This is a genomic window from Plantactinospora sp. DSM 117369, from assembly GCF_053764795.1.
Genome location: NZ_CM132446.1, coordinates 7,190,576 through 7,212,963, shown reverse-complemented (window position 1 = coordinate 7,212,963; position 22,388 = coordinate 7,190,576). Strand labels below are relative to the sequence as shown.

The 22,388-nt window shown below is 72.7% G+C and carries 23 protein-coding genes; 14 read left to right on the top strand and 9 right to left on the bottom strand.

Going from position 1 to position 22,388, the window contains the following annotated elements:
- Positions 1 to 31 precede the first annotated feature (31 nt).
- A complete protein-coding gene (locus ACSMXO_RS30420; protein WP_346261741.1) occupies positions 32 to 808 on the top strand; it encodes a DUF6042 family protein in 777 nt (258 codons plus the stop codon).
- A 30-nt stretch (positions 809 to 838) separates the two neighbouring features.
- Here the strand turns inward: ACSMXO_RS30420 and ACSMXO_RS30415 are convergent, their stop codons facing one another.
- From ACSMXO_RS30415 to ACSMXO_RS30405, 3 genes are all read right to left on the bottom strand, one after another.
- Complete coding sequence (locus tag ACSMXO_RS30415; RefSeq protein WP_455419343.1) at positions 839 to 1,879, bottom strand: PQQ-dependent sugar dehydrogenase; 1,041 nt, start codon at positions 1,877 to 1,879, stop codon at positions 839 to 841.
- Positions 1,880 to 1,986: 107 nt separating this feature from the next.
- The gene (locus tag ACSMXO_RS30410; protein WP_346261739.1) at positions 1,987 to 2,271 is read right to left on the bottom strand and encodes a GNAT family N-acetyltransferase; all 285 of its coding nucleotides are present in this window, start codon (positions 2,269 to 2,271) and stop codon (positions 1,987 to 1,989) included.
- The gene (locus ACSMXO_RS30405) at positions 2,268 to 3,521 is read right to left on the bottom strand and encodes a cysteine desulfurase-like protein (protein WP_455414805.1); all 1,254 of its coding nucleotides are present in this window, start codon (positions 3,519 to 3,521) and stop codon (positions 2,268 to 2,270) included. Before ACSMXO_RS30405 ends, ACSMXO_RS30410 begins: the two co-directional genes overlap by 4 nt.
- A 99-nt stretch (positions 3,522 to 3,620) precedes the next feature.
- On the opposite strand from ACSMXO_RS30405, the gene ACSMXO_RS30400 reads away from it, so the two are divergent.
- From ACSMXO_RS30400 to ACSMXO_RS30360, 9 genes are all read left to right on the top strand, one after another.
- On the top strand, positions 3,621 to 3,956 hold the full coding sequence (locus tag ACSMXO_RS30400; RefSeq protein WP_455419342.1) for a hypothetical protein: 336 nt from the start codon (positions 3,621 to 3,623) through the stop codon (positions 3,954 to 3,956).
- Positions 3,957 to 4,094: 138 nt separating this feature from the next.
- Positions 4,095 to 4,916: a DUF1206 domain-containing protein gene (locus tag ACSMXO_RS30395; protein ID WP_455414804.1), complete on the top strand. Its 822-nt coding sequence runs from the start codon at positions 4,095 to 4,097 to the stop codon at positions 4,914 to 4,916.
- A 126-nt stretch (positions 4,917 to 5,042) separates the two neighbouring features.
- Positions 5,043 to 6,260 (top strand): mechanosensitive ion channel family protein, encoded by a 1,218-nt coding sequence (locus ACSMXO_RS30390; protein WP_455414803.1) that lies wholly within the window; start codon positions 5,043 to 5,045, stop codon positions 6,258 to 6,260.
- 232 nt (positions 6,261 to 6,492) lie between these two features.
- Positions 6,493 to 6,924 (top strand): phage holin family protein, encoded by a 432-nt coding sequence (locus ACSMXO_RS30385; protein ID WP_346261734.1) that lies wholly within the window; start codon positions 6,493 to 6,495, stop codon positions 6,922 to 6,924.
- Positions 6,921 to 7,232, top strand: a complete 312-nt coding sequence (locus ACSMXO_RS30380; RefSeq protein WP_455414802.1) for a DUF3618 domain-containing protein — start codon at positions 6,921 to 6,923, stop codon at positions 7,230 to 7,232. Before ACSMXO_RS30385 ends, ACSMXO_RS30380 begins: the two co-directional genes overlap by 4 nt.
- Positions 7,229 to 7,501, top strand: a complete 273-nt coding sequence (locus tag ACSMXO_RS30375) for a DUF4235 domain-containing protein (protein ID WP_318397304.1) — start codon at positions 7,229 to 7,231, stop codon at positions 7,499 to 7,501. Before ACSMXO_RS30380 ends, ACSMXO_RS30375 begins: the two co-directional genes overlap by 4 nt.
- A gap of 72 nt (positions 7,502 to 7,573) precedes the next feature.
- Complete coding sequence (locus ACSMXO_RS30370; protein WP_455414801.1) at positions 7,574 to 8,272, top strand: LppX_LprAFG lipoprotein; 699 nt, start codon at positions 7,574 to 7,576, stop codon at positions 8,270 to 8,272.
- Positions 8,262 to 9,845, top strand: a complete 1,584-nt coding sequence (locus tag ACSMXO_RS30365) for an MFS transporter (RefSeq protein ID WP_455414800.1) — start codon at positions 8,262 to 8,264, stop codon at positions 9,843 to 9,845. The genes ACSMXO_RS30370 and ACSMXO_RS30365 overlap by 11 nt, the downstream gene beginning before the upstream one ends.
- 254 nt (positions 9,846 to 10,099) lie before the next feature.
- Positions 10,100 to 10,303: a cold-shock protein gene (locus ACSMXO_RS30360; protein ID WP_007075740.1), complete on the top strand. Its 204-nt coding sequence runs from the start codon at positions 10,100 to 10,102 to the stop codon at positions 10,301 to 10,303.
- Between the two features lie 119 nt (positions 10,304 to 10,422).
- On the opposite strand, the gene ACSMXO_RS30355 is transcribed toward ACSMXO_RS30360, so the two are convergent.
- Both ACSMXO_RS30355 and ACSMXO_RS30350 read right to left on the bottom strand, forming a co-directional pair.
- Positions 10,423 to 10,626, bottom strand: a complete 204-nt coding sequence (locus ACSMXO_RS30355; RefSeq protein WP_346261730.1) for a hypothetical protein — start codon at positions 10,624 to 10,626, stop codon at positions 10,423 to 10,425.
- Positions 10,627 to 10,849: 223 nt separating this feature from the next.
- Positions 10,850 to 11,833: an aldo/keto reductase gene (locus ACSMXO_RS30350; protein ID WP_455414799.1), complete on the bottom strand. Its 984-nt coding sequence runs from the start codon at positions 11,831 to 11,833 to the stop codon at positions 10,850 to 10,852.
- 95 nt (positions 11,834 to 11,928) lie between these two features.
- On the opposite strand from ACSMXO_RS30350, the gene ACSMXO_RS30345 reads away from it, so the two are divergent.
- On the top strand, positions 11,929 to 12,744 hold the full coding sequence (locus ACSMXO_RS30345) for a trans-aconitate 2-methyltransferase (protein WP_346261728.1): 816 nt from the start codon (positions 11,929 to 11,931) through the stop codon (positions 12,742 to 12,744).
- Positions 12,745 to 12,753: 9 nt separating this feature from the next.
- A complete protein-coding gene (locus tag ACSMXO_RS30340; RefSeq protein ID WP_346261727.1) occupies positions 12,754 to 13,779 on the top strand; it encodes an adenosine deaminase in 1,026 nt (341 codons plus the stop codon).
- Between the two features lie 436 nt (positions 13,780 to 14,215).
- Here the strand turns inward: ACSMXO_RS30340 and ACSMXO_RS30335 are convergent, their stop codons facing one another.
- The 4 genes from ACSMXO_RS30335 to ACSMXO_RS30320 all read right to left on the bottom strand — a co-directional run bounded on the left by ACSMXO_RS30335 (position 14,216) and on the right by ACSMXO_RS30320 (position 19,584).
- Positions 14,216 to 15,610 carry a HAMP domain-containing sensor histidine kinase gene (locus ACSMXO_RS30335; RefSeq protein ID WP_346261785.1) on the bottom strand — a complete coding sequence of 465 codons (1,395 nt, stop codon included), beginning with the start codon at positions 15,608 to 15,610 and terminating at the stop codon, positions 14,216 to 14,218.
- A 29-nt stretch (positions 15,611 to 15,639) separates the two neighbouring features.
- Positions 15,640 to 16,329 carry a response regulator transcription factor gene (locus ACSMXO_RS30330; RefSeq protein ID WP_101366818.1) on the bottom strand — a complete coding sequence of 230 codons (690 nt, stop codon included), beginning with the start codon at positions 16,327 to 16,329 and terminating at the stop codon, positions 15,640 to 15,642.
- Positions 16,330 to 16,408: 79 nt separating this feature from the next.
- The gene (locus tag ACSMXO_RS30325) at positions 16,409 to 18,250 is read right to left on the bottom strand and encodes a glycoside hydrolase family 3 protein (protein WP_455414798.1); all 1,842 of its coding nucleotides are present in this window, start codon (positions 18,248 to 18,250) and stop codon (positions 16,409 to 16,411) included.
- 182 nt (positions 18,251 to 18,432) lie between these two features.
- Complete coding sequence (locus ACSMXO_RS30320) at positions 18,433 to 19,584, bottom strand: class I SAM-dependent methyltransferase (RefSeq protein ID WP_346261725.1); 1,152 nt, start codon at positions 19,582 to 19,584, stop codon at positions 18,433 to 18,435.
- 118 nt (positions 19,585 to 19,702) lie between these two features.
- Here ACSMXO_RS30320 and thrS point away from each other — a divergent pair, with 118 nt between their 5' ends.
- Both thrS and ACSMXO_RS30310 read left to right on the top strand, forming a co-directional pair.
- Complete coding sequence (gene thrS, locus ACSMXO_RS30315; protein WP_455414797.1) at positions 19,703 to 21,736, top strand: threonine--tRNA ligase; 2,034 nt, start codon at positions 19,703 to 19,705, stop codon at positions 21,734 to 21,736.
- 95 nt (positions 21,737 to 21,831) lie between these two features.
- The gene (locus ACSMXO_RS30310; RefSeq protein WP_318397503.1) at positions 21,832 to 22,353 is read left to right on the top strand and encodes an HIT family protein; all 522 of its coding nucleotides are present in this window, start codon (positions 21,832 to 21,834) and stop codon (positions 22,351 to 22,353) included.
- The last annotated feature ends 35 nt before the right edge of the window (positions 22,354 to 22,388 follow it).

Here is a 22,388-nt window from a genome sequence, read left to right as displayed (position 1 = left end):
GTTCACGGCGAGTCGCGGTATCGTTCCTCCGGTGACCCCTCGCTGGCAGCGGGCCGCCCTTACCCCGTCCTGGATCAGGTGGCTTCCCTGCGCCTTCGTCTACCTCACCGTCGTGCCCGGGGACTCCCGGTTCCGCCGGTCGGCCTGGTCGACGATCGTCCCCTGGGAGGGCTCGGCGTGGTGTGATCCCGGCAGCGTCGACGAGTGGGTGGACCGGGCCCGGTGGCGCCGCGCCGGCCGGGACGCCGAGGACGCCGAGCTGAACGCCCGGCAGCACTACGCCTGGATGGTCCGGATCCGCGCCACCCGGATCGAGCTGTTCGCCGAGATGTGCCGGCGGCGCGACGTGCCGGTCCCGCACACCGTCGGCGAGCTGCTGCTCTGCCTGGCAGAGTTCGGCCTCTTCGAGCTGAACGACGAGGAGGGCGACGATCCGTGGGTCACGCCCCGGCTGGACCGCGATCCGCTGGACGTGCTGCCGCTCTCCGAGGCGGAGCGGGAGCTGGAGGCCCGGGCACAGCGGGACGACCAGGCCGTGCTGGTGGCCATCGCGATCCGGCGGCTGGCTGCGCGTACCCGGCGGCGATGGCGGCGCCGCGTGGTCAGCACCAGCCTGACCAGCCTGGCCGGCGCGGCCGGCGTCACCGAGGAGCAGGCCCGGCGCTCGCTCGCCGATCTCGGTCAGATCGCCGAGCTGGGCGTCGACGCCGGCCGTGGTGGCGACTGGTTGCGGCTCAGCGTGCCCTGGCCCGACTTCCGACTCCGCTTCCCGTTCACCGACCTACCCGCGCCGGAACACGCGATCTAGGCCCGCCGGCAGCCGGGTCGGTCGGGCCGGTCAGGGAACCAGCCGGAGGATGCGGTCGTCGTCGTCCTCCGGCGAGCCGCGCCCGTCGCGGTTCGAGGTGAGTACCCACAGCGACCCGTCCGGCGCCGGGGCGACGTGCCGGAGCCGGCCGTACTCGCCGGTCAGCAGCGCCTCGGCGTCCTGCCCGTCGGTGCCGATCCGATAGAGCCGCTGCCCGCGCAGGCAGGCCAGCCAGACCCGGTCGCCGACCACCGCCAGCCCGCTCGGGGACGCCTCGGCGGTACCCCAGGTGGCGACCGGGGTGACGAACCGGGAATCGTCGGAGTCGCCCTCGACCTCCGGCCAGCCGTAGTTGCCGCCCGGCGTGACCCGGTTGAGTTCGTCGTAGTGGTTCTGGCCGAACTCGGCCGCGTACATCGTCCCGTCGGCGTGCCAGCCGAGCCCCTGCACGTTGCGGTGGCCGTAGCTGTAGACCAGGGTGTCGCCGAACGGGTTGCCCGGAGCGGGCCGGCCGTCCGGGGTCATCCGCAGGATCTTGCCCGCCAGGCTGTTCCGGTCCTGCGCGGCGTCGCGGTCCCCGGCGTCCCCGGTGCCGACGTAGAGCATGCCGTCCGGCCCGAAGGCGATCCGCCCGCCGTTGTGCGTGCGCGAGCCGCGCGGGATGCCGCTCAGCACGACCTCCCGAGCCGTATCGCCGAGGCGCAGCCGGGCGACCCGGTTGTCGTCGGCGGCGGTGTAGTAGACGTACACCCAGCGGTCGGTGGCGTAGTCCGGGGAGACGGCGAGGCCGAGCAGGCCGCCCTCGCCTGCCGGTGCCGCCTCCTCGATCCGGGCCACCTCCCGGGCCGTACCGCCGGAGACCTGGAGGACCCGCTTGCTGTCCCGCTCGGTCACCAGTGCCGAGCCGTCGGGGAGGAAGGCGAGTCCCCAGGGCGCCTCAAGGTCTGCGACCAGGGTCTGCACGGTGCCGGCCCGGGCCCGAGGCGCGTCCGAGACCGACGGGTCGGCGAACCAGCCCCGCCAGAACCCCACGCCGACTCCGACGGCGGCCAGCGCCACCACCACGACCACCACGGTGATCCACCGACCCGCCCGGCCCGTCGTGCGCACTTCCGGCTCCGCCACGGGTACGACGGTAGCCCGTCGCCGGGACCCGACCGCCGCACCCCCGGACGGGCTCAGCCGTCGGCGACCACCGATGCGTACTCGGGATGACGCTCCAGGAAGGAGAGCAGGAACGGGCAGGTGACCCGGACCCGCTCGCCCCGGTCGCGGAGCTGGTCGAGGGTGCCCCGGGCCAGCGCGCTGCCGACACCCTTCCCCTCGAACTGCTTGTCGACCTCCGTGTGCACCAGCACCATCGTCCCGGACTCGACCCGGTAGCCGATGAAGCCGGCCAGGGCGTCGTCGACCAGGATCTCGAAGCGGCGGCGGGCGGGATTTTCTTCGACGAGTGAGCTCACCGGAGCAATTCTCCACTCACCAGCCCGGTGCTGTCGGTGATCCCGCCCACCACCAGCCGGTCGAGTTCGGCGAGCAGCCGGTCGACCTCCTCGGTCGTGTTGTAGTGGTAGACGCTGGCCCGGACCGCCCCGCCACTGTCCCGCAGGCCCAGCGCGGAGAAGTACTCGTACGCGTAGTAGTCGCCGGCCGAGACGCAGACACCGCGCTGGCCGAGTGCGGCGGCGGTCTGCTGCGGGGTCTGGCCGGCGAGCCGGAACGAGACCGTCGGGCAGCGGTGCCGGGGCGAGCCGTAGACGGTCACCCCGGGCAGTTCGGCGAGGCCCCGGTGCAGGCGGACGAAGAGCTGGTTCTCGTGCTCCAGTGCGGCGGCGAGACCGGCCCGTACCCGGGCTCGGCGCTCGCCGGTGGCGTCCGGGTCCAGCCCGGCCAGGTGGTCGACGGCGGCCCGGATCCCGGCCAGCAGCGGAAAGCTCGGCGTGCCGAGCTCGAACCGCTCCGGTGCCCGGTCGGGCGAGGGCAGCAGCTTGGCCGGGCGCAGTTCCGCCCAGCGGGCCGGGTCGGCGACGACGGCGGCGAGGTGCGGGCCGGACCACTTGTAGGCGCTGGTCACGTAGAAGTCGGCGCCGAGCGCGGCGACGTCGGTGGGGCCGTGCGGGGTGGCGTGCACCCCGTCCACATAGACCAACGCACCGGTTGCGTGTGCGATAGCGGCGATCCCGGCCACGTCCGGCACCGTGCCGATCGCGTTGCTGCCGGCGGTGAGCGCCACCACCCGGGTGCGCGGGCCGACCAGGTCGGCGTACTGCCCGGCCGGCAGTTCGCCGGTCTCCGGGTCGAACTCGGCCCACCGGACGACCGCGCCGGTCGCCTCGGCAACCTGCACCCAGGGCCGGACGTTGGAGTCGTGGTCGAGCCGGGAGACCACCACCTCGTCGCCGGGGCGCCACGCCTGGCTGAGCGTCCGGGCCACGTGGTAGGTCAGTGCGGTCGCGCTCGGCCCGAAGACCACCCCGTCCGGGGTCGCCCCGACCAGGTCGGCGACCGCCGCTCGAGCCGCCGCCACCAGCTCACCGGAGCGCTGCCCGGGGAGGTGCGCGCTGCTCAGGTTGGCCACCGCGGTTCGCATGGTGCCGGCCACCGCATCGGCGACCGGGGCGGCCACCTGGGTACCGGCGGCCCCGTCGAAGTGCGCGAATCCCTCGGCGAGGGCGGGGTAGGCGGCCCGGACCCGGGCGATCTCGAACGGCATGGCAGGCACGATATCGGCCGCAGCCGGGAAGTCGGCTGGGCCGTTGCCTGGATCACTCCGGGTACCCTTGGTGGGGTGACGAATCCCCCGTACCGCCAAATGACCACCGTCCGTCGTGCCGCCGGCCTCCTCGCCGGCCTGGCCCTCGGTGTGGCCGTCCTGGCCGGCTGTAGTTCCGAGGGCGCCACCACAGACTGCGGGCTGGACGCCTGCACCGTCACCTTCGACCGGGGCGTCGACGCCAAGGCCAGCATCCTCGGGGTCGAGGCCAAGCTGATCGGCGTCGATGGCGACAAGGTGACCATCGAAGTCGCCGGTGAGCAGTTGGCGCTGACCGTCGGCCAGCAGGCCACCGAGGTCGGCGGCCTGTACGCCACCGTGCAGAGCGCCGACCAGGAGCAGGTGGTGGTGCGGATCGGCCGCAACGCCGGCTGAGCTGTGACCCGGGCGGGCGGTGGCGGGACGATCCGCCACCGCCGGCCACCGCCCGGGTGGAGTCGCCTCCGGCGCCCGGACGTTTGGAACCGGCGCCCGGACGTTTGGAAATCGTCCCGATCGGTCATTGACACGCCCATGTCAGCGACTTCTACCGCCGGAGCGAGCGCGGCCCGCGCCGCCAACAGCAAGCCCCTGGAAATCCTCGCCCGGGCCGGCTTCGTCGGTTACGGGCTCGTTCACCTGCTCTTCGCCTGGCTGGCATTGCAGATCGCCTTCGGCCGGCCGACCGACGACGGCGACCAGTCCGGCGCACTGCGTACCCTGGCCGCGCAGCCGCCCGGCGGTTTCCTGGTCGGTGCGATCGGGGTCGGGCTGCTCGCGATGGCGATCTGGCAGGCCTTCGAGGCGGCGATCGGGCACCGGGAATACCGGGGCCGGGAGCGGGTCGTCGAGCGGCTCACCTCGCTCGGCCGGACCCTCGTCTACCTCTACTTCGCCTGGACGGCCTATCAGGTGGTGCAGCAGGCGAACTCGTCCAGTGCGGACAAGCAGCAGGCGCTGACCGAGGAACTGATGGCCTCGTCCGGGGGGCGGCTGCTGGTCGGGGTGATCGGCCTCGCCCTGGCGGCCCTCGGGATCGGGCTGGTCTGGTACGGCGCGGTCAAGAGGTTCGAGCGGCACCTGAAGACCGGTGAGATGAGCCCGCAGACCCGCACGCTGGCCCGCCGGCTCGGCGTCGCCGGTTACGTCGCCAAGGGCATCGCGTACGGCATCGCCGGGCTGCTGGTGGTGACGGCCGCGGTGACCTACGACCCGGACCGGGCCCGGGGCCTGGACGCCGCCCTGCACACGCTGCGGGAGCAGGCGTACGGGTCGATCCTGCTTACGCTGGTGGCGCTCGGCATCGCCGCGTTCGCCGTGTTCTGCCTGGTGCAGGCGAGGTATCGGAAGGTCTGACCTGGATTCATAGGGCTCTCTGGGGCATTCTACGTATTTGGCCCCACGCGTTCGCAGCCTCGCCGGGTGCGGCTCGGGAGACATCCCGCAGCGGCGCCCGGCTTCGGCGTGGAAGGAAGAACATTGGTGGACAGCTATCTGTGGACGGTCATCGCGACGGTGAGCGCGGCGCTGTTCGCGCTCGCCGTGGTGGAGGTGGTGCACCGGACCGTACGCCGGCTCGGCCGACGGTCCGTGCTGCTCAGCGAGCTGTCCGAGCACTCGCATCGGCCCTTCCAGGTGGCCGCGACCGTGCTGGCGATCCAGTTCGGCGTGCGGTTCAGCACCGGCTACGGCATCGGTACGCCGTGGCGGCGGACCCTGCTGCACCTGCTCGTCCTGGCGGTCATCGGCACCACCGCCTGGCTGGTCGCCTCGCTGCTGCTGGTCAGCGAGGACACCGCGCTGGCCCGGTTCCGGCTCGACGTGCCGGACAACCGGCAGGCCCGGCGGATCAAGACCCAGATCGTCATGCTGCGCCGGGTCACCATCGCGGTCATCGTGGTGCTGGCCGCCGGGGTGATGCTGATGACCTTCCCGAGCGTGCGCGGGGTCGGCGCCAGCGTGCTCGCCTCGGCCGGGGTGATCGGAGTGGTCGCCGCGCTGGCCGCGCAGAGCGTGCTCGGCAACGTCTTCGCCGGGCTGCAACTGGCGTTCAGCGACGCGGTCCGGCTGGACGACGTGGTGGTGGTCGAGGGGGAGTGGGGCCGGATCGAGGAGCTGACCCTGAGCTACGTGGTGGTGCAGATCTGGGACGACCGGCGGCTGATCCTGCCGACGTCGTACTTCACCACCAAGCCGTTCCAGAACTGGACCCGTACCCAGGCCGCCGTGCTGGGCACCGCAGAGTTCGAGGTGGACTGGTCGGTGCCGGTGCAGGCGATGCGGGAGGAGTTGCGCCGGCTGGTGGAGGGGACCGAGTTGTGGGACGGGCGGACCTGCGTACTCCAGGTCACCGACGCGGTCGGCGGGATGGTCCGGCTGCGCGCCCTGGTCAGCGCCGCCGACGCGCCGAGGCTCTGGGACCTGCGCTGCCTGGTCCGGGAGCACCTGGTCGGCTGGCTGCGGGACCAGCGGCCGACCGCGCTGCCCCGGCTGCGCACGGAGGTCGGCGACGCCTCCGGCCGGCTGCCCTGGCAGTGGGTCGAGCCGAGCCGCCCGGTGCCCGGTGCCGCCGCGGACAGCCGGCCGACCGAGCACGAGCCGCCGGACGACGCCCGGCTCTTCGGCGGTACCGACGACGGCGAGGCCCGGAGCAGTGCCTTCGTCGGCCCCGACGAGCCGGCCGAGGCGCCGCCGCGCTGAGTGCCGCGGGTCGGGCCGCTGACCTGCCGGATCGGCCGCCATCGGGACGCTCGGTGGCGGACACTAACCACAGCGGGGGCGGGACGCATCTCCGCCTCCGCCGCACCCGGCCAGCCGTCCGCCCGGCTCGGGACGGGCGCGACGAACGGACACCGGGCGCGAACGGACCGTCGGCAGGATTGAACTACCGGCGACCGGGGCATACACCCAGGAACCGGGATAGGAGGACAGCATGGCCGATGTCGTACGCGACTCCGCTCGACCGGTCGCGGAGCAGTCCACCGCCGAGCTGGTGCAGCGCGCCACCGAGCAGGTGTCGCGGCTGGTACGCGACGAGCTGGCGCTGGCCCGGATCGAGCTGGCCGAGAAGGGCAAGCACGCCGGGATCGGGGTGGGGCTCTTCGGTGGTGGCGGCGCGCTGGCGCTCTGCGGACTCGGCGTCCTGGTGGCCGCCGCGGTGCTGGGACTGGCAGTGGTGATTCCGGCCTGGGCCGCCGCGCTGGTGGTGGCCGGGGCACTGTTCCTCCTGGCCGGGATCTTCGCGTTGGTCGGCCGGGGCCAGGTACGCCGGGCGGTGCCGCCGATGCCGAAGGCCACGGCGGACAGTCTGCGCGCGGACGTGCGTACGGTGGCCTCGGCGGTCCGGGACAGGGGACAGGGATGACCCGCAGCAACGGCTTCGGCAACCCGGAGGCGCTCCGGGAGGAGATCCGGCAGACCCGGGCCGAGCTGGGCGAGACGGTGCAGGCCCTGGCGGCCAAGGCGGACGTGAAGGCCCGGATCAGGGGCTCGGCGGCGCAGACCCGGGACCGGGTGAAGCAGCGGGCCGGGCAGACCACCGCGAACGTCCGGTCCTCCGTGCACGACGCCGGTTCGGTAGCGTTGCGCCATCCGGTGTCCTGGGCCGTGTTCGCGGCCGGGGCGCTGGCGCTGGCGGTCGTGGTGCTGGTGGCACGAGGGAGACGTGGGTGAGCAGGACAGTCAGCAAGGTGGCCTACCGGCCGGTGGGCATCCTTCTGGGCATGGCCGCCGGGGTGGCCGCCGGCGCGGTGTTCCGGCAGGTCTGGAAGTTGACGGCCGGTGACGGCGAGGCGCCGGACGCGATCGACGAGGACCGGGGCTGGGGCGAGATCCTCGCCGCTGCCGCGTTGCAGGGGGCCATCTTCGCTGTCGTCCGGGCCGCCGTGGACCGGGGCGGCGCGATCGGGGTACGCCGGCTGACCGGCCGCTGGCCCGACTGAGTCGGCGGACTCCGGAGCCGTCCGGGGCGGATCGCCGCCGACGGTCCATCCGTCGTGAGTACGCTTCGGGTTATGCGTCGATCCCTCGTGCTCGCCGGTGCGCTGAGCCTGCTGTTGGCCGTCTCCACAGGCTGCACCGACCGGGGCGCCGATGACCCGGCCGGGGGCGCGGAGAACTCCACGACCCTGCCCGAGGCGGCCGAACTCCTCTCCAGCGCGGCGACCGAGCTGGGCACGGTGCGGACCGCCCGGTTCGCGATCGCCACCGAGGGCGCGGCCGACAGCCTCGGCATCAGCGCCGCCGAGGGTGTGATCACCGCGGCCGGCGAGGCCCAGGGGACCGCCAAGATCGAGCAGGGCGGGCTGCCGCTGGAACTGTCGTTCGTGGTCAAGGACGAGACCCTGCACGTCAACGGGCTGACCGGCGGCTGGCAGAAGCTGCCGCTGGCGACCGCTGCGGCGATCTACGACCCGACCGCGATCCTCTCCCCGGACCGTGGCGTCGCCAACCTGGTCGGCAAGGCCACCGGCACCACCGAGGGTCGGGAGGAGGTCGACGGGGTCGACACGTACCGGATCGAGGGGACGCTGCCCGGCGCCGCGCTCGGCAACCTGGTGCCGGGGGTCAGCGCGGACGTCACCGGCGCGCTCTGGATCGGTGCCGACCGGCGGCTGCTGCACCGGGCCCGGTTCCCGGTGCCCGGCCAGAGCGGGACCGTGACGGTGACCTTCTCGGAGTACGACGCTCCGGTCACCATCCGTGTCCCCTGATCCCGTGGCGCGGGCCGGTCGCCGGCTCGCGATCGGGGTGGGTGGCGCGGCGGTGCTGCTCGCCGCCCTCGACGCGTACGTCGTGGTGACCCTGCTGGTCGAGATCCTCGGCGACCTGCGGGTCCCGGTCAACCGGCTGGAACGGGCCACTCCGGTGGTCACCGGCTACCTGCTCGGTTACGTCGCCGGGATGCCGCTGCTCGCCCGGCTCTCCGACCGGTACGGCCGGCGCGTGGTCATCGAATGCTGCCTGGCCGGCTTCGCCGCCGGTTCGGTGCTGGCCGCGCTCGCCGACAGCCTGCCGCTGCTGGTCACCGGGCGGGGGCTACAGGGTCTGGCCGGTGGCGCCCTGCTGCCGGTGACGATGGCGCTGGTTTCCGACCTCGGCTCGGCCCGGCGCCGGGCACTGACCCTGGGGCTGGTCGGCGCGGCCCAGGAGTTGGGCAGCGTGCTCGGTCCGCTCTACGGCGCCGGGCTCGCCACGCTGGTCGGCTGGCGCGGTGTCTTCTGGGTGAACCTGCCGCTCGCGGTGCTGGCGATCGTGGTGGTCCGGCTGACGCTGCCGGGCCGGGACGTCCGGTCGGACGCGGCCCGGCAGCGGGTCGACGTCGTCGGCGGGCTGCTGCTGGCGGTGGCGCTCGGGCTGCTGGTGGTCGGGCTCTACAACCCCGATCCGGCGCGTTCGCTGCTGCCGCCGTGGGGTCCGGTCACCGTCGGGGCCGGGGTGGTGGTGTTCGGCGCGTTCCTGCTCTGGCAGGCCCGGGCCCGGATCCGGCTGCTGGATCCGGCCGGGGTACGGATGCGGCCCTTCCTGGTCGCCCTCGGGGTGAGCGCCCTGGCCGGTGCCGCGTTGCTGGTGACCCTGGTCGACGTGCAACTCTTCGCGCAGACCGTACTCGGGCGCGACGCGGTGCAGGGGGCGCTGCTGCTCACCCGGTTCCTGGTGGCGCTGCCGGTCGGCGCGGTGCTCGGCGGGCTGCTCGCCCGGCGCCTCGGCGACCGCGCTGTCACCGTCGGCGGTCTGGCGCTGGCCGTACTCGGCTACCTGCTGATCGCCGGCTGGCCGGTCGACCCGTTGGCGGCCCAGTACCCGATCGGGCCGGTCGGACTGCCCCGGCTCGACACCGATCTGGTACTGGCCGGTTTCGGTCTCGGGCTGGTCATCGCACCGCTGAGTTCGGCGGTACTCCGTGCGGTGCCGGCGGCCCAGCACGGTGTCGCCTCCGCCGCTCTGGTGGTGGCCCGGATGGTGGGCATGCTGCTCGGGGTCGCCGGAGTCACCGCATGGGGGCTGCACCGGTTCCAGGAACTCACCGCCGACCTGGTGACCCCGTTGCCGTTCGGTGTGGACCGCGCCGTCTATCAGCAGCGGGTCGCCGACTACACAACCGCGGTACGCGACGCGCTCCGGATCGAGTACGCCGAGATGTTCACTGCTGCGGCGCTGTTCTGCCTGTTCGGCGCCGTCTTGGCGGTCGCCCTGGGCGGCCGCGACGGTGCTGTCGAACCGTCGGCGACGGTGCGCGACGAGTCCGGGGAGAGTTCCCGGGCTGATCCGGTTTGGTCCGGTTAGCGGAGCTGTCGCCAGCCCGTGCCGTCGATGCCTCCGGGGCCGTGGGACGCGTTCTCAGGTCACATGTCGGAGAATTTCGTCGGGTAGGCTATGCGAAGTTTTTGCGTACGTGGTTTGCTGTTCCACGCTGTTGAGAGATGGCGTGGGTCGAGGGAAGTCCTCCTTGGTGGGGGCCGACTCCAAGGCGCCGCTGCTCGAAAACGGCCAACCGGCCGCACGGCGTGCTCGGCCGCCAGTTTTAGAAGGAGATACACATGGCGCAGGGAACCGTGAAGTGGTTCAACGCAGACAAGGGCTTCGGCTTCATCACCGTCGACGGCGGGGGTGCTGACGTGTTCGTCCACTTCTCGGCCATCCAGACCAGCGGCTACCGCACGCTGGAGGAGAACCAGCGGGTGGAGTTCGAGATCGCTCAGGGCCAGAAGGGGCCGCAGGCGGAGCAGGTTCGCCCCATCTGATTCCGTGACGGCCGGCCCCCGCCGGCCCGAGTTTCGATTGCTTTGGGATCCACGTCGAGCCCCGCGCCCCGCGGGGCTCGACGCGTATCCGGTGCGACCCGGCGGCACCGGTCCGCCGGTCAGGAGGGCCTGCCCCGGCTGCGGGCGCGCAGGCCCAGCACCACCAGCACGAGCCCGGCGACCACCACCACCGGCCCGATCACGGCCCAGAGTGGTTCGCCGGTCATCGCACTGCCGCCGAGCCGACCCAGCCCCTGCAACGTCCACACTGCGCCGACGACGACGGCCAGCAGCCCGAGCGTGAGCGGGAGCCACCCTTTCATCTGTCTCGCTCCTCTCCGCGACGACGTCGCGTCTCTCCGCGCCGACCCGGTCGCACCGGCTCCGCGCTGAACCGGTCGTGGCGTCCGCGGCGAGCCGGTGACGTCTGCTCCGCGGCGAGCCGGTCACATCCGTTCCGCGGCCAACCCGTCGCACTCAGCCAACCGCACGGCGGGCCGGAACGCACGTCGCCTCGCGGCACGCCGCACGCTCCGGCCGATCGCGCTACCAGCGGTCGTGCACCTGCGGGCGGACCAGTTCGGCGTAGACCGCGTCCACCGTGGCGGTCGCCTCGGCCGACAGCGGCGCGAGCGCGGCGGCGGCGACGTTCGAGTGGGCCTGTTCGGCGTTGCGGGCGCCGGGGATGACCACCGTGACCCCGGGCTGGTCGAGGATCCAGCGGAGCGCGAACTGCGCCATCGTGGCTCCCGGCGGCACCGCCGGGCGCAGCCGCCGTACGGCCTCCAGCCCGGTCTCGTAGTCCACCCCGGAGAACGTCTCGCCGACGTCGAACGACTCCCCGTGCCGGTTGTAGTTGCGATGGTCGTCGCTGGGAAACGTGGTGTGCGCGTCGTAGCGGCCGGAGAGCAGGCCGCTGGCGAGCGGCACCCGGGCGATGATGCCGACCCCGGCGGCGAGGGCGGCCGGCAGCACCCGCTCGACCGGCTTGTGCCGCAGCGCGTTGAGGATGATCTGCACGCTGGCCACCCCGGGGCGGGCGATCGCGGCCAGCGCCTCGTCGCAGGTCTCCACGCTGACCCCGTACGCCGCGATGCGTTCCTCGGCGACCAGGGTGTCCAGGGCGTCGTAGACGGCGTCGGTGGAGAAGACCGGTGTGGGCGGGCAGTGCAACTGCACCAGGTCGAGCACGTCGACCCCGAGATTCGTCCGGGACCGGTCCGTCCAGGCCCGGAAGTTCTCCAGCACGTACGCCTCCGGCGTCTGCGGCACCCGGCGGCCCATCTTGGTGGCGACGGTGAGCCTGGCGTCGGGCCGCTCGCGCAGGAACCGGCCGATCAGTTGCTCGCTGCGCCCGTCGCCGTAGACGTCGGCGGTGTCCAGAAAGGTGACTCCGTCCTCGACAGCGGCGGTCAGCACCGCCAGGGCCTCGGGCTCGCTGACCTGGCCCCAGTCGGCACCGAGCTGCCAGGCGCCGAGCCCGACCACGCCGACCTCGCGGTTCAACCGCGGGAATCTCCGCTTTTCCACGCCGGCGAGCCTATCCCGCGCCGAATTCGGGCCCACCGGGGTGGCACCGTGCCGGTATGGTAAACAAGACGTACGTACGGTTTTGGAGGACAGTCATGTGGGATCCGGCCAGCTATCTCCGGTACGGCGACGAACGCTCGCGGCCCTTCCACGACCTGCTCGCCCGGGTCGCCGCCGAGCGACCCCGGACGGTGGTCGACCTGGGCTGCGGTCCCGGCCACCTGACCGCGACCCTGCCGGCCCGCTGGCCGACCGCCCGGGTCGTCGGGCTCGACTCGTCACCGGAGATGATCGCCGCCGCCACCCGGGTCGGTGCGCCGGCCGCTGCCAACGGCGGATCCGGGGTCGAGTTCGCGGTGGCCGACGCCCGGACCTGGTCGCCCGGGCCCGAGGTCGACGTGGTGGTCTCCAACGCCGTGTTGCAGTGGGTGCCCGGGCACGAGGAGTTGCTGCTGCGCTGGGCCCGCGAGCTGACCGCCGGCTGCTGGCTCGCGGTCCAGGTGCCGGGTAACTTCGACGCCGCCTCGCACCGCGCGCTGCGGGAGGTGGCCGAAGCCCCGCGCTGGCGGCACCTGGTCGCCGACCTGCTCCGGGCCGCGCCGGTCTCCGACGCGGCCGGCTACGCCGACCTGCTGACCGGTGCGAACTGTGCCGTCGACGCCTGGGAAACTACCTACGTGCACCTGCTCCCGGCCACCTCCGGCGCCGCCGACCATCCGGTGCTGAGCTGGATGGAGGGGACGGCGCTGCGTCCGGTCCGGGCCGTGCTGGGCGGCGCGGGTACGGCCTGGGACGACTTCCGGGCCGCACTGAACGAGCGGCTGGTCGAGGCGTACCCGGTCCGGCACGGGTTGGTGCAGTTTCCGTTCCACCGCGTCTTCTTCGTCGCCCGTACCGGCGCACGTCAGTAGGGAGTTTTCGTGACCGACCTCTCGGCCTTCATCGCCGGACTGCCCAAGGTGGAGCTGCACGTGCACCACGTCGGCTCCGCGCTGCCGCGCATTGTGGCGGAGTTGGCCGCCCGGCACGAGGGCCGGACCCGGGTGCCGGCGGATCCGGACGCCCTCGCCGCCTACTTCGAGTTCCGCGACTTCGCCCACTTCATCGAGATCTACCTGAGCGTGGTCGACCTGATCCGGGACCCGGCGGACGTCCGGCTGCTGACCTTCGAGGTGGCCCGGGAACTCGCCCGCCAGCAGGTCCGGTACGCGGAGCTGACGGTCACGCCGTACTCGCACGTGCACCGGGGGATTCCCGCCCCGGCGTTCTGCGAGGCGATCGAGGATGCCCGGCGGGCCGCCGAGACCGAACTCGGGGTCTCGCTGCGCTGGTGCTTCGACATCCCCGGCGAGGCGGGGCTGCCGGCGGCCGAGCAGACCCTGCGGATCGCCCTCGACGAGCGGCCGGACGGGCTGGTCAGCTTCGGGCTCGGCGGTCCGGAGGTGGGCGTGCCCCGGCCGCAGTTCAAGCCCTACTTCGACCAGGCCCGGGCGGCCGGGCTGCGCTCCGTACCGCACGCCGGCGAGACCACCGGGCCGGGGACCATCTGGGACGCGCTGCGCGAACTGGGCGCGGAACGGATCGGGCACGGCATCTCGGCGGCCCAGGATCCGGCGCTGCTGGAGCACCTGGCCCAGCGGCAGATCCCGTTGGAGGTCTGCCCGACCTCCAATGTCCGGACCCGGGCGGTCGGCTCGATCGAGGAGCACCCGCTGCCCCGGCTCGTCGAGGCCGGCGTGCTGGTGACGGTCAACTCCGACGACCCGCCGATGTTCGGCACCACTCTCAACGACGAGTACGCGGTCGCCGCCCGACTGCTCGACCTCGACGCCGCCGGGCTGGCCGGGCTGGCTCGCAACGCCGTCACCGCCTCGTTCCTGGCGCCGCCGGAGCGGGACAAGCTGATTGCCGAGATCGACGCCTACCTGGTCGCACATCGGTCCTGACCCGTTCGGCCGGCGGAGACAGGCTGACCCGGCGCGGGGTGCTGCGGGCGGCCGCGCCGGGTCAGCGATCATGGGGCCGGGATCGACCGGTACGTCCCCGCGCGTCGCGGCGGTACGCCGGCCCGACCTCAGCCGTGCTGATCGGCGCGCGACGGAAACCAGGTGTGGGGGACCGTGCTTCCGCCGCGCGCCAGGCTCCACGGGCCGGGTTGGGGCAAACATCTGCGGGTAGTGGCCCGGTGGAGCGGGATGGGATCGCGTTTGATGTTGCCACCGCGGCAGGGCACTCGGACGGGCGTTAATCCAGACCTAAGGAAGACTTGCGCGGAACCAGAAACTCGGTGCGGGCACGCCGGATCCGGCCGGACGCGCGGCTTCCCGGCCGAGTGGCCGCTCAACGTCGGCGGGCTGCCGGTCAGCGTCGGGCGGGTGCCGCTCAGTCGCCGGAGGAGCGCGGCCGGGACCAGCGGCGGCGGGTGACCGCGTCCTTCTCCCGGGCCAGCCGGCCGACCAGCCCGAACCGGCTCACCTGCCGGGGCGCGGCGTCCGGGTCGGCCAGCAGCATGACCACGCTCGCCCCACCGAGCCGGGCCCGGTCGATGCTGACCGAGCCGTTCGCCTGCTGGGCCACCCGGCGGGCGATGTCCAGGCCGAGCCCGGTGGAGCCACGGTCGCTGGCCCCCCGGCGCAGCGCCCGGTCCGGGTCGGCGATGCCGGGCCCGGCGTCGTCCACCCGGACCGCGATGTAGCCGTCCCGCCGGGTGACCGCGACCTCGAACGCGGTGCCCTGCGGGGTGTACCGGAAGACGTTGCCCAGCACCGCGTCAAGCGCGGCGGCCAGCTCCGCCCGGGGCACCGGCACCGGGATCCGGGTGTGCGCGCCGATGACCCGGTGCGACCGGTTCTGGTCGCCGGCCAGCGCCGACCAGAAGACCATCCGGTCCCGAACCACCTCGCTGACGTCACAGCTCCCCGGCGCGGCCTCCTGGGCGACCGTCTTCCGGGTCGTGTTGATCAGTACGTCGATCTCGCCTTCCAGCGTCACGATCGCCTGCCGGATCCGCCGGATCGTCCGGCGCCGGTCCAGCTCGGCCGCGCTGAACGAGCCGACGCTGGTGTCGTCGGAGTCGAGCGCGTCGGCGTCGAGCCGCAGCACGGTCAGCGGGGTACGCAGCCGGTGCGACAGGTCGGCGACGAGTTCCCGTTCGTCGGTGCGGGAGGTGACCAGCCGGTCGGCCATCCGGTTGAAGGCGTACCCGGCCTCGGCCAGTTCGCGGGGCCCGCTCGGCTGGATCCGTACCTCCAGGTCGCCGTCGCCGACGGCCAGCGCCGCCTGCACCAGCCCCCGGGCCGAGGCGACGGCCTTGCCCGCGAGCCGGTCTACCACGATCACCGAGGCGATCACCAGGCCGACCGCCACCAGAATCAGCATCAGCCAGGTGCCGCCGGTACCGGCGTTCAGCGCCGCCTCGGAGACGAAGACCTCGACCACCAGCACCCGGCCGGCGACCGGGACCGGTTCGAGCCGGACCACGCCACCGGAGACCTCGGCGACGACCGGTGTGCCGGTCCGGATCGCCCGGTCGACGTCACCGGCGGCGGCCCGGGGGTCGCCGCCGAGCGACAGGCCGTGCACGACCGGCGCACTGCCGGTGTTGCCGGCGGTCGACTCGACGACCCGGCGCAGCGCCGCCGGGTCGGCGGTGACGGCCAGCGCGCCGGTGACCGCCGCGCTGCGCCGGGCAGCCTCGCCGAGCGCGTCCTCGCGGGCGTCGCGTTGCAGCGCCGTGCCGAGCGGGATCAGGAAGGCGAGCGCGACGATGGTGGTCATGCCGGCCCCGAGGTAGGCCAGCGCCAACCTCAGTCCGGTACCACCAACCGGAACCCGACCCCCCGCACGGTGCGCAGGTAGCGGGGCTTCGCCGCGGACTCGCCCATTTTGCGGCGGAGCCAATACAGATGCACGTCGATGGTCTGATCCTCGCCGACCGATGGCTGCCGCCATACCTCCTCCAACAGTTCCCGGCGGGACACTACCCGGCCGGGCCGCGCCGCGAGATAGGCCAGCAGGTCGAACTCCTTGCGGGTCAGCGCCAGGGGCACCCCGTCGAGGTGTGCACTCCGTTCGCCGACGTCGATCCGCAGCCCGCCGACGGAGTGTACGGCCGGCTCGACCGTCCGGCTCGCCCGGCCGACCCGGCGGAGCACCGTGGTGATCCGGGCGTCCAGATGGGCGCCGGTGAACGGTTTGACCATGTAGTCGTCGGCGCCGGCCCGGAGTAGCCGGACGATCGCCTGCTCGTCGTCCCGGGCGGTGGCGATGATGATCGGTACGTCGGTGATGCCGCGCAGCATCCGCAGCGCGTCGGCGCCGTCCAGGTCGGGCAGCCCGAGGTCGAGTACGACCAGGTCGGGGGTTTCTGCGGCGACCCGGCGCAGCGCATCGAGCGCCGTACCGACCGCGTGCACCGCGTGCCCGCGGTCGGCCAGGGAGCGCAGCATGGCGCCGCGTACGACATGGTCGTCTTCGACCAGGAGGACGGTGGCCACGTGATGACCGTACTGCCCATGGCAAGTCGGGTGAATCGGCGGCCGGTGCCCCGGTCCGCCCGGATTGCGAACCTCCAGGTCAGGAGTAGCCGAGTCCGTAGCCGTACGGGAAGAGTGGCGTCTTGCCGTCGCCGTCGTTGATCGGCTGCTGGCTGGCGCTGCTCATCCAGCTCACCGGCAGCCTGCCGGTGGGTGGGCGTACCCCGAACAGCACGTCGGCCACTCCGGCGCTCTCGGTGCCGGGCAGCCAGGCGGCGAGCAGGGCGCGCCAGTTCGGCAACTGGGCGGCGATGTCCAGCGGCCGGCCGGAGACCAGCACCACGATCACCGGTACCCCGGAGGCGCGCAGCCGGTCCAGGGTGGCCAGGTCGGTGCCGTCCAGTCCCATCCCGCTCGGCCGGTCCCCGCGCCCCTCCGCGTACGGCGTCTCGCCGACCACCGCGATCGCGGCCCGGTACGAGCTGTCGATGCCGGTGCCGCTGGCCTGGTAGGTGACCGTGCTGGAGGAGGCGACCGCGTTCCGGATCCCCTGCAGGATGCTGGTGCCGGGGGTGATCGCCCCGCTGCCGCCCTGCCAGGAGACGGTCCAGCCGCCGCTGGCGTACCCGATGTTGTCGGCGCTCTTGCCGGCCACGAAGATCCGGTTGTTCGCGGTGGCCAGCGGCAGGATGCCGCCGTCGTTCTTGAGCAGCACCTGCGAGGCGGCCACCGCCTCCCGGGCCAGCGTCCGGTGCGCCGCGCTGCCCACGGTCGAGGTGTACGACCGGTCGGCCAGTGGCCGCTCGAAGAGGCCCAGCTCGAACTTCTTGGTCAGGATCCGCCGGTTGGCGTCGTCGATCCGGGCCTGGCCGACCCGGCCGGCCTGCACCTCGGCGCGCAGGTGGCCGATGAACTGCCGCCAGCCGGTCGGGACCATCACCATGTCGATGCCGGCGTTGACCGCCTGGCGTACCTCGGCCGCGGTGAACCCGGTGGCGCCGTCGAGCTGGTCGATGCCGTTCCAGTCGGAGACCACGAAGCCGCCGAAGCCGAGTTCGCCCTTGAGCAGGCCGTTGATCAGGTAGTCGTGCCCGTGCAGCTTCTGCCCGTTCCAACTGCTGTACGAGATCATCACCGAGCCGACCCCCCGGCGGACCGCCTCGGCGAACGGCGGCAGGTGCACGGCCCGCAACTCGGCCTCGGAGAGCTGGGTGTCGCCCTGGTCGGTGCCGTTCGTGGTGCCGCCGTCCCCGAGGTAGTGCTTGGCGGTGGCCAGTACCGACGCCGGGCCGGCCAGCGAGGCGCCCTGGAGGCCGTCGATCACGCTGGTCATCGAGCTGACCAGCGCCGGGTCCTCGCCGAACGACTCGTAGGAGCGGCCCCAGCGGTCGTTGCGGACCACGCAGAGGCAGGGGGCGAAGGTCCAGTTCACCCCGGTGCCGGTGACCTCCTCGGCGGTGGCCCGGCCGATCCGCCGGACCAGTTCCGGGTCGCGGGTGGCGCCGAGGCCGATGTTGTGCGGGAAGATCGTCGCGCCGACGACGTTGTTGTGCCCGTGCACGGCGTCCGAGCCGTAGATCATCGGGATGCCCAGCGGGGTGCCGAGGGCGGCGTTGGCGAACCGGTCGTACATGTCGGCCCAGCTCGTGGCGTTGTTCGGGGTCGGCGCGGAGCCGCCGCCGGAGAGTACCGAGCCGAGCCGGTAGTTCGTGATGTCGGCCGGGGTGACCGAGGCGCGCTCGGCCTGGGTCATCTGGCCGATCTTCTCGTCCAGGCTCATCCGGGCGAGCAGGTCGTCCACCCGGGTGGCGACCGGCAGCGCCGGGTCCTGGTAGGGCAGCGCGGCGGCGCTCGCGGCCGGCGGGGCGGGAACGCCGACACCGACGCCGACCAGGGTCAGCAGGGCGGCGGTGAGCAGTGCGGCGGTGGGTCGGGTACGCACGGGAGGTCCTTCCGGCGGCAGGTTCCGCACGTCCGGCGCCGCTCCCCGCCGTACGGTGACCGCGGCGATCGATGACCGTCGTTATCGGCTCGTGCCCGACCCTACCGGGAGCGCTCCCACGGGCATCCGGACTGCAATAACGATCCGATAACGGACCGGGCTACCGCTGCCCGGTCCCAGGCTCAACGAGCCGGCGGCAGTTGCAGCACCCAGCGGTACGCCTGGACCATCCCGGTGTCGAAGCCGGCCGCCGAACCCCAGAGGAAGAGCCGGAACCGCCGGTACAGCGGCTCGCCCCAGCGGCGCACGATCTCGTCCCGGGCACCGTCCAGCCGGCGGGCCCACTCCCGGCAGGTCAGGTAGTAGTTGTGCCGGTCGTCGACCAGGTTGAGCAGCTCGAACGGCGAGTGCGCCACGTGCCGCAAATACTGGTGCAGCAGCAGCGGGGCCGAGCCGCCCGGATAGACGTACCGCTTCATGAAAGTGGAGACGATGTGCTTGCGGCGCATCGCCAGCGCGTCCAGGTAGACCCGGCCGCCCGGGCGGAGCAGTTCGGCGTACTTGCGCAGCGTCGTCCGGTAGTCGGGCAGGTGCTCGGTGACCCCCATGTTGACGATCGCGTCGAAGCGCTCGCCGGGGGAGTAGCCGAAGATGTGCTCCCGGACCACTCGCACCGGCAGCCGCTCGCGGTCGAACAGGTCGGTGAGGAAGCGCTCCGACTCCACCGACAGCGTGGTGGTGGTGACCCGTACCCCCTTGCGGGCGGCGTGCTCGCTGAACGCGCCCCAGCCGCCGCCGACCTCCAGTACGTGGTCGCCGGGGCGGACCCCGATCGCCTCCAGCGCCAGGTCCATCTTGCGGGTCATCGCGTCTTCCAGCGGCTCGTCGTCCGAGGCGAAGACCCCCTCGGTGTAGCAGCGGTGCCGGTGGTCGAGGAAGGTCAGGAAGAAGTCGGAGTCCTCGTCGTAGTGGTGCGAGATGGAGCGCCGGTCGTCCTCCCGGCGCCCGCGCAGCAGCGCCGGCACGAACCGGCCGAGGAAGGCGATCGGATGCCGGTCGGTGAAGAACGACCGCATCCGCAGCGCCGCCGCGAGGTCGCCCTCGACGTCCAGCGAACCTTGCAGGTAGGCCACGGCCACGGCGAACTGGTCGAGCGCGGCCAGCGCCTTGGCGCCCCGGTCGTCCTTCACCACGATGGTGAACTGCGGTTCGCCGGTGCCGAAGGTCCGCACCGGGCCGCCGGCCGGTGCCACCGCGAACGGTACGCCCGGCCCGGTGCCGAAGAAGGTCTGGTATCTACGCTGTAGTGCGCTCACGGCGTCCACGGGTGCCACGGCGTCAATCTAACGCCGAGGTAGCGGCGCCGGCAGGAGGAAAACGCAGGACCGATAGCATCTTGGCAGCCGATCCCGTCGGCGACGTCCGATTCGTCCAAGATCGTAAGGAGCCACCGTGTCCCAAGCCCGTACCCCTGTCGGTGCCGACCCCGTCGTCGTCCCGGCCGGGACGACGGCGGCCGAGGCGGTGGCCGCGGCGGGCCTGCCGCACGCCGGCCCCGGGGCGATCGTGGTGGTCCGCGACCCGGAGGGCCAGCTCCGCGACCTGGACTGGGCGCCCGAGGCGGAGACCGTGGTGGAGCCGGTACGGCTGGACTCGCCGGACGGGCTCAACGTGCTGCGCCACTCGACCGCGCACGTGCTGGCCCAGGCCGTCCAGGACACCTTCCCGGAGGCGAAGCTCGGGATCGGTCCGCCGATCGACAACGGCTTCTACTACGACTTCGACGTCGACCGTCCGTTCCAGCCGGAGGATCTCGATCGGCTGGAGAAGCGGATGCAGGAGATCGTCAAGTCCGGCCAGCGGTTCCGGCGGCGCCGCTTCGACAGCCTCGACGCGGCCCGGACCGAGCTGGCCGACGAGCCGTACAAGCTTGAGTTGATCGAGGTCAAGGGCGCGGGGACCGAGGGTGGCGGAACTGGTCTCGACGCGGGCGAGGTGATGGAGGTCGGTACCGGCGACCTCACCATCTACGACAACCTGGACGCCGAGAGCGGCAAGGTCTGCTGGTCCGACCTGTGCCGGGGGCCGCACCTGCCCAGCACCCGGCTGATCGGCGCGTTCAAGCTGATGCGCTCGGCCGCCGCGTACTGGCGGGGCAACGAGCGCAACCCGCAACTCCAGCGGGTGTACGGCACCGCCTGGCCGACCCGGGACGCGCTCAAGGCGTACCTGAAGGTGCTGGAGGAGGCGGCCCGGCGCGACCACCGCAAGCTCGGCGCCGAGCTGGACCTGTTCAGCTTCCCCGACGAGATCGGCTCCGGCCTGGCGGTCTTCCACCCCAAGGGCGGGATCATCCGGCGGGAGCTGGAGGACTACTCGCGGCGGCGGCACGAGGCGGCCGGCTACGAGTTCGTGAACAGCCCGCACATCACCAAGGCGCAGCTCTTCGAGACCTCCGGGCACCTGCCGTACTACGCCGACACCATGTTCCCGCCGATGAGGTTCGAGGGCGCGGAATATTACCTCAAGGCGATGAACTGCCCGATGCACAACCTGATCTTCCGGGCGCGCGGGCGGTCGTACCGGGAGCTGCCGCTGCGGCTCTTCGAGTTCGGCACCGTCTACCGGTACGAGAAGTCCGGCGTGGTGCACGGGCTGACCCGGGTACGCGGGCTGACCCAGGACGACTCGCACATCTACTGCACCCGGGAGCAGATGCCGGGCGAGCTGACCACGCTGCTGGCGTTCGTCCTCGACCTGCTCCGCGACTACGGCCTGGACGACTTCTACCTGGAGCTGTCGACCCGGGACGACTCGCCGAAGTTCATCGGCTCGGCCGAGGACTGGGCGGAGGCGACCGAGGCGCTGCGTACCGCCGCCGAGGCGTCCGGGCTCGACCTGGTGCCGGATCCGGGCGGCGCGGCCTTCTACGGCCCGAAGATCAGCGTGCAGGCCAAGGACGCCATCGGGCGTACCTGGCAGATGTCCACCATCCAGGTCGACTTCAACCAGCCCGAGCGGTTCGGCCTGGAATACCAGGCCGCGGACGGCACCCGGCAGCGGCCGGTGATGATCCACCGGGCGCTCTTCGGCTCGATCGAGCGGTTCTTCGGGGTGCTCACCGAGCACTACGCCGGGGCCTTCCCGGCCTGGCTGGCCCCGGTGCAGGTGGTCGGCATCCCGATCCGGGAGGAGCACGCCACCCACCTGCACGGGTTCGTCGCCGCGCTGCGGGCCGAGGGGATCCGCGCCGAGGTGGACACCTCGGACGACCGGATGCAGAAGAAGATCCGTACCGCCCAGCAGCAGAAGATCCCGTTCATGGCGATCGCCGGGGACGCCGACGTGGACGCCGGGGCGGTCTCGTTCCGCTACCGGGACGGTTCGCAGCGCAACGGCGTACCGCTCGCGGAGGCGGTGGCGCACGTCGTGGAGGTGGTCCGGTCCCGGGTCAACACCGGGCCGAGCGCGGAGCCGGTCGCCTAGCGGGAGGCACTGCGACGGTCCGGGTCGGTCGGGCCGGTTGCGCTGGTCGTAGGATCGTCGGCGTGACAGGCGCGGCGCCCCACGCGGAACTCGGCATGCCCGACGGGCTCGATCGGCTCTGGACCCCGCACCGGATGACCTACATCTCCGGTCCGGACCGGCCGGGGGAGGGGCACGAGAAGCCGGCCGGCTGCCCGTTCTGCCTCGCCCCCGAACGGGAGGGCGAGGAGAATCTCGTGGTGCACCGGGGCGAGCTGGTCTTCGTGGTGCTCAACCTCTATCCGTACAACCCCGGGCACCTGCTGGTCTGCCCGTATAGGCACGTCGCCGACTACACGGAGCTGGACGCCGGGGAGACGGCCGAGCTGGCCGACTGCACCCAGGCGGCGATGCGGGTGGTCCGGCGGGTCAGCAACGCGCACGGCTTCAACATCGGGATGAACCAGGGTGGGGTGGCCGGCGCCGGCATCGCCGCCCACCTGCACCAGCACGTGGTGCCGAGGTGGGGCGGGGACGCCAACTTCATGCCGGTGATCGCCCGGACCAAGGTGCTGCCGCAGTTGCTCGCCGACACCCGTACCCTGCTCGCCACCGCCTGGTCCGCGCCGGTCGGCTGAGACGCGGACGGCCGGCGGACCCGCCAGGTCCGCCG

What these genes read in the sequence shown, in the direction of transcription:
- ACSMXO_RS30405 (WP_455414805.1), bottom strand. Translation starts at nt 3,521, where the DNA reads ATGCCGTTCGAGATCGCCCGGGTCCGGGCCGCCTACCCCGCCCTCGCC.
- ACSMXO_RS30400 (WP_455419342.1), top strand. Translation starts at nt 3,621, where the DNA reads ATGACCACCGTCCGTCGTGCCGCCGGCCTCCTCGCCGGCCTGGCCCTC.
- ACSMXO_RS30395 (WP_455414804.1), top strand. Translation starts at nt 4,095, where the DNA reads ATGTCAGCGACTTCTACCGCCGGAGCGAGCGCGGCCCGCGCCGCCAAC.
- ACSMXO_RS30385 (WP_346261734.1), top strand. Translation starts at nt 6,493, where the DNA reads ATGGCCGATGTCGTACGCGACTCCGCTCGACCGGTCGCGGAGCAGTCC.
- ACSMXO_RS30380 (WP_455414802.1), top strand. Translation starts at nt 6,921, where the DNA reads ATGACCCGCAGCAACGGCTTCGGCAACCCGGAGGCGCTCCGGGAGGAG.
- ACSMXO_RS30370 (WP_455414801.1), top strand. Translation starts at nt 7,574, where the DNA reads ATGCGTCGATCCCTCGTGCTCGCCGGTGCGCTGAGCCTGCTGTTGGCC.
- ACSMXO_RS30360 (WP_007075740.1), top strand. Translation starts at nt 10,100, where the DNA reads ATGGCGCAGGGAACCGTGAAGTGGTTCAACGCAGACAAGGGCTTCGGC.
- ACSMXO_RS30355 (WP_346261730.1), bottom strand. Translation starts at nt 10,626, where the DNA reads ATGAAAGGGTGGCTCCCGCTCACGCTCGGGCTGCTGGCCGTCGTCGTC.
- ACSMXO_RS30345 (WP_346261728.1), top strand. Translation starts at nt 11,929, where the DNA reads ATGTGGGATCCGGCCAGCTATCTCCGGTACGGCGACGAACGCTCGCGG.
- ACSMXO_RS30335 (WP_346261785.1), bottom strand. Translation starts at nt 15,610, where the DNA reads ATGACCACCATCGTCGCGCTCGCCTTCCTGATCCCGCTCGGCACGGCG.
- ACSMXO_RS30310 (WP_318397503.1), top strand. Translation starts at nt 21,832, where the DNA reads ATGCCCGACGGGCTCGATCGGCTCTGGACCCCGCACCGGATGACCTAC.